The 5125-nt window shown below is 57.8% G+C and carries 5 protein-coding genes and 1 pseudogene; 3 read left to right on the top strand and 3 right to left on the bottom strand.

All coding sequences use genetic code 11. From position 1 onward, the window contains the following. From EOA28_RS24310 to EOA28_RS24300, 3 genes and pseudogenes are all read right to left on the bottom strand, one after another. A pseudogene (locus EOA28_RS24310) lies at window positions 1-536 on the bottom strand (type II secretion system F family protein); the annotation flags it as partial. 15 nt (window positions 537-551) lie between these two features. Then, a complete protein-coding gene (locus EOA28_RS24305; protein ID WP_128315362.1) occupies window positions 552-1523 on the bottom strand; it encodes a type II secretion system F family protein in 972 nt (323 codons plus the stop codon). Then, a complete protein-coding gene (locus EOA28_RS24300) occupies window positions 1523-2908 on the bottom strand; it encodes a CpaF family protein (protein WP_128315361.1) in 1386 nt (461 codons plus the stop codon). Before EOA28_RS24300 ends, EOA28_RS24305 begins: the two co-directional genes overlap by 1 nt. 496 nt (window positions 2909-3404) lie before the next feature. On the opposite strand from EOA28_RS24300, the gene EOA28_RS24295 reads away from it, so the two are divergent. The 3 genes from EOA28_RS24295 (at window position 3405) to cpaB (ending at window position 5066) form a co-directional block, all read left to right on the top strand. Further along, a complete protein-coding gene (locus EOA28_RS24295) occupies window positions 3405-3641 on the top strand; it encodes a Flp family type IVb pilin (RefSeq protein WP_128315360.1) in 237 nt (78 codons plus the stop codon). Between the two features lie 54 nt (window positions 3642-3695). After that, complete coding sequence (locus EOA28_RS24290) at window positions 3696-3932, top strand: Flp family type IVb pilin (protein WP_128315359.1); 237 nt, start codon at window positions 3696-3698, stop codon at window positions 3930-3932. A gap of 96 nt (window positions 3933-4028) precedes the next feature. Next, window positions 4029-5066: a Flp pilus assembly protein CpaB gene (gene cpaB, locus EOA28_RS24285; RefSeq protein ID WP_128315358.1), complete on the top strand. Its 1038-nt coding sequence runs from the start codon at window positions 4029-4031 to the stop codon at window positions 5064-5066. Window positions 5067-5125 lie beyond the last annotated feature (59 nt).

Here is a 5125-nt window from a genome sequence, read left to right as displayed (position 1 = left end):
ATCATCATATCCATGAAATCGGGAAAGCCGCGACGGTAAATCTGTTTTTGAGCATTCTCGAAGCGATCCAGCGCAATACTTGGAATGACCAGGCAAGCCAATCCAAACAGCGAGGCTCCGGCCAATGAAATGAAGCCGGGTATTTTCGGCGGCAGCACCATTGCCAACAGGGTGTAGCAAATAAGAAAGGCAAGGGCGACGGCGCCAATTCGTGACAGGGTGTAAAGAGCCGGCGCGCTCGCGTGGTAGAAGCCGGCCCGAAACAGTCTGGCTTCAAGGGCATTTGGCTCACCGCGCTCCTTCTCCAGCGCACGGAAATAGGCTTCAACAGGCCGCTGAGCCGAAATCTTGACCAGTTGCTCCTGGGCACCTAGCGACCGCCGGTTGACGATCCCATCCGATATCAAGCTTTCGGTGACCAGCCTTCGCGTTTGAAAGGCGGGCAATAAAACGAATGCGCCGAACAGAAACAGCGCCGCCGCAGCCGCAAATACCGACAGGGAGACGAGAAGCTCGGAACCGAGGAAGTTCAACAAGAGGTTCGGCTCCAATCAGAAATCGAAATTTACCATGCGATACATGATGAAGTCGCCGAGTAGCGCCCAGATGCCGAAGAGTGTGAAGACCGGAAAGATGAGCGGGTTGCCCCAAACAGCTCCGTAGTAGCTCGGAGCAACGAGCGCTAAGATAGCGAACATCACTATCGGAAAGAGCGAGATGACCCAGGCCGAAAAGCGCCCTTCCGCCGATAGCGCCCTGATCTTCAGCCGAAGCTTTTGCCGTTCACGCAGCACCTTGGACAGATTGGCAAGGATCTCCGTGAGATTGCCGCCTGTCTTGGACTGAATGGACAGAGACACCGACAAGAGGTGCAGCCCCTCGAAGCCAACTCGTTCCGACAGTTTCCGAACTGCCTGCTCTATGCTCAGCCCGAAAGTGACCTCGTCAGCGACAATACCGAATTCGGTGCCGAGCGGATCAGGCATTTCGCGGCCAACCAGCCCAATCGCCACCGATGCCGGATGGCCGGCGCGCAGAGAGCGCACGATCATATCCAAAGCGTCTGGCAATTGTCGGGCAAACTTCAAGATTCGCTTGTTGCGGGCCCGGCGGAGAAATAGCAGAGGCAAGACAAATGCGACAAATGCAAAGCAAATTAGGGCTGGAAGCGCGGAAACTCCAGCAAACAACTTTAAAAGCAACGCTACGATCAGCCCAGCCAGTACGAAGATCGCGACGAATGTCAGCGGATTCCCGGTTATACCTGATTGGGTATAGAGCCTGTTGAGCGCAATCGCCCCGAATACATAATCGCCAGACTCGGTCAGTCCACGTTCTCGCAGCAGGCTCTGCAGGGTCTGCTCCGCGGGGGCCTCATCCGCCAAGCGCTTGAGTCGTCGGTTTATCGTGCCGGTGCGATCGCGACCTCTTACATAAGTGACATAGAGTGCCTCGGCTGCCAGGATGACTGACGCTGCCGCCAGCACGTAGACGAAGTAGATAAGCGTCTCGCTACTTATCATCAGAGCGGGACCTGCGGGTTGAAAGCGTCCTTGGCGAAGTGCAGGCCGAGCGTTGCCGCCTCCTGGGCAAAGCGGGGGCGGATTCTGGTGGCGCGAAATTCGCCGATAATTTGCCCGTCTGCTGCCACCTCGCGGCGAACAAAATGGTAGAGTTCCTGGAGTTGGACGACGTTCCCTTCCATGCCGGTCAATTCCGAGATGGAAATAACTCGCCTGCCACCATCGGCCAGACGCTGCGTCTGCACGATGATGTCGATAGCGGACGCAATCTGGGCGCGGATCGATTCCTGAGTCATCGGCAGGCCAGCCATGCCGACCATCTGCTCTAGACGCGACAGCGCATCGCGCGGCGTGTTGGCGTGGATGGTGGTCATCGAGCCTTCATGGCCGGTGTTCATGGCCTGCAACATGTCGAAGGCTTCCTCACCACGCACCTCGCCGACGATGATGCGGTCGGGGCGCATGCGCAGTGCGTTCTTTACCAGCTCGCGTTGGCGGACTTCACCCTTGCCCTCGACATTGGGCGGGCGCGTTTCGAGGCGACCGACATGCGGCTGCTGCAATTGCAATTCCGCCGCGTCCTCGATGGTAATCAGTCGTTCCTTGGCCGGGATATAACTCGACAGAGCATTTAGCAGCGTGGTTTTGCCGCTGCCGGTACCACCTGAAACCAGGATCGACTTACGCGCCTGGACGGCGATCCGCAGCAGATCAATCATGGGCTGGCGGATCGAGTTGAAGGCCATCAAGCGTTCAAGCGAATAGGGATTTCTGGAGAATTTTCGGATTGAGACGAGCGGACCGTCAACCGAGACCGGTCGCACGGCGACATTGACGCGCGACCCGTCTTCGAGGCGCGCATCGACCATCGGCGCGGATTCATCGACCCGCCGGCCGATGGCTGAGACGATTTTATTGACGATGCGCAGCAGATGCGCCTCGTCCCGAAATCGGATCGAGGTTTCCTCAAGCACGCCGCGACGTTCAATAAAGACGTGGTTGTGAGTATTGATCAGGATGTCGGCGATTGAATCATCCTTGAGCAGCGGTTCAATCGGGCCGAGACCTAGCATCTCGTCGGCTGTGTCGCTGGTCAGTTGATCCAGCTCGCGCGCGTTCAAGGGCACGTTTCGACCGCGCACGAACTCGCGCACGATCGGGCGGATCTCGTTGAGGATCTCGTCCTTGGAAGCGTTCTCGAGCGCGGTCAGATTAAAGCGGTCGATAAGGTGGCGGTGGAGATCGACCTTGAGCGAGAGGAAATCGTCGCTTTGTGCTTCTGCTTCAATTGCCGGAGCAGACACGGCGCCATTTGGTATCGGAGGCCCGGGCACCGTTTGCGGCACCCGCTGCTCACCCGGCCCTTTGATGAAGCGACCCAACATTGCCGCTCTAGCCCCCTGCCAATCCCTTGATCAAAACTAAGCGTTAACCACGAGGGGCACAAGCGCTGTGAGGCAAAGCAACGGCAATTACTTGCGACATAGTTAAAAAAGTGGCGGTGAAGCCACATAACTATTTGGCGCCCATCTTTAGCCTCCAGACCAAAGTCCTAGGACCTTTGCGCAACTCAAGCGACGACGCCCGTAAGCCCTTAGATATAAAGAATTATGTAGGAACCCTAATCCAACCGCAGAAAGGCGTAACCGTGGCCGAATTGTGAATGAATGGTTAAGGAGACTTGAAAAATGAGGCGAATCAAGCCCTTGTTTCAAATGAAATTGCCAAAAGTCGAGTATTGAAAGGTTAAGGCTCCGTTAATCCGTTTGACACTGCTTTTTCGCGCGACCTAGGATTGAGTTCGACGGGGGATGCTTGGGTGTGGGGTTCATTCCTTGGCTCTGTCTCGTCGGGTTCAAACCTCCAAAGGGAGAAATTGGCATGAAGAAGCTCATGACGATGACCCGGCAGTTCCGCGACGATGAAAACGGCGCTGCCATGGTCGAATATTCCATTCTGATCGGCATCATCGCCGGCGCGGCGATCCTGGCGATCGTTGCAATCGGCGGCTGGGTGAGCGGGCGCTTTACGGGCCTCTGCGGCATCCTTGATGGCAAGGGCGTGCTTTCAACGACCGCGAAGGGCACCTGCAAGGCATCAGCGGGCACTGGTACCTGAGGCTATTCGATCAGGCCCGGGTCGACCGATCCGGGCCTGATCGGGAGAACGGATATGAGCAAGCTTGTCGATATGGTCCGGCAGTTCCGCGATGATGAGAACGGCGCTGCCATGGTGGAATATTCAATCCTGATCGGCATCATCGCGGGCGCGGCAATCTTGGCGATCGTTGCGATAGGCGGTTGGGTGAGCGGTCGCTTTACGGGACTGTGCAATATTCTCGATGGAAAGGGCGTACTTTCAACTACTGCCACGGGCACCTGTAAGGCGTCATCAGGCACAGGTACCTAGGGTTTTCGGTTAGGTCCGGACACACACGTCCGGGCCTGATCGGTCGCGGAGGGGCTGACGCGGCCGATGTTTTGGGCCTTCTTTGGGGTTTGGGATATGCGCGCCAATACAATCGTGATGATCGTTCTCGCCTGCGTTTTCGGCATGCTTGCGGTCGTCCTCGCGAATTTCTGGCTGGCCAGCCAGCGTAACGCTCTCGCACGAGGCAACGATGTCCCGAGCGACACCGTCGTCGTCGCGGCCATTCCTCTCAAGTTCGGTGACACACTGGCCGAAAACAAGCTGCGCGAGATCGCGTGGCCGGCAGGCGCCGTTCCGACCGGCTCGTTCAAGACCATCAAGGAAGCCTTGGCCGGCAATGGCACGCGCCAGGCATTGCAAGCCATCAGTACCAATGAGCCGGTACTTGCCAGCAAGATCACCGGTGCCGGTCAACGCGCAACGCTTTCAGCGGTGCTTACGGAAGGCATGAAAGCAGTTTCCATCAGGGTCAACGACGTTCTGGGTGTCGCTGGCTTCGTGTTTCCCGGCGACCGGGTGGATATCCTCCTCACGCGCACGGCGAACGATAGCGGCGTCGCGAAGAGTTTCGTCGATGTCTTATTGCAGAGTGTCAAGGTTCTTGCAGTTGACCAAGTTGCGGACGAGAGCAAGGACAGCCCGACCGTCGTCAAGGCGGTCACCGTGGAGGTCAGCACCAAGGACGCGCAGAAGCTGACGCTCGCGGCTGGCGCCGGACAATTGTCCTTGGCGCTGCGGCAAGCGGCAGGCAACAAGGGCGAAACGACGGAGCGTGTGACGGTCGCCGACCTGACCGGCGAAACCCCGGAAGATGTCGCCAAGAGGCAGGCGGAACTCGACAGGCAAAAGGCCGCCGACGCAGCAGCCGCGGAAGAGCGCAAGCGAGCCGAAGACAAGCTTAATGGACTGGCCCAGGCAGTCGAACGGGTCGGTGACCGGATAGATCAATTGAGCAAGGTAAAGCCTGTCCCAGCTGTGGCGCCCACACCACAAACGCAGGAAGTTGTAAAGGAAGTAGTAAAATATGTGCAGCCGGAGGCACCAGCTCGCGCTACAATCGGTGTCTTTCGCGGCGTGAAGCTCGAAACATACGACGTACCGCGACAGAGATAGCTAACGGCGCATTCGGATTAGGGGATCCGGGTGGGTCCGCCAGGGGGACGATCTAGATG

The sequence above is a fragment of the Mesorhizobium sp. M2A.F.Ca.ET.067.02.1.1 genome, from assembly GCF_004023285.1.
In the GTDB taxonomy this organism is placed as follows: Bacteria; Pseudomonadota; Alphaproteobacteria; order Rhizobiales; family Rhizobiaceae; genus Mesorhizobium.
The sequence above is the reverse complement of the archived record's forward strand: the minus strand, read 5'-3'. Positions and strand labels throughout refer to the sequence as shown.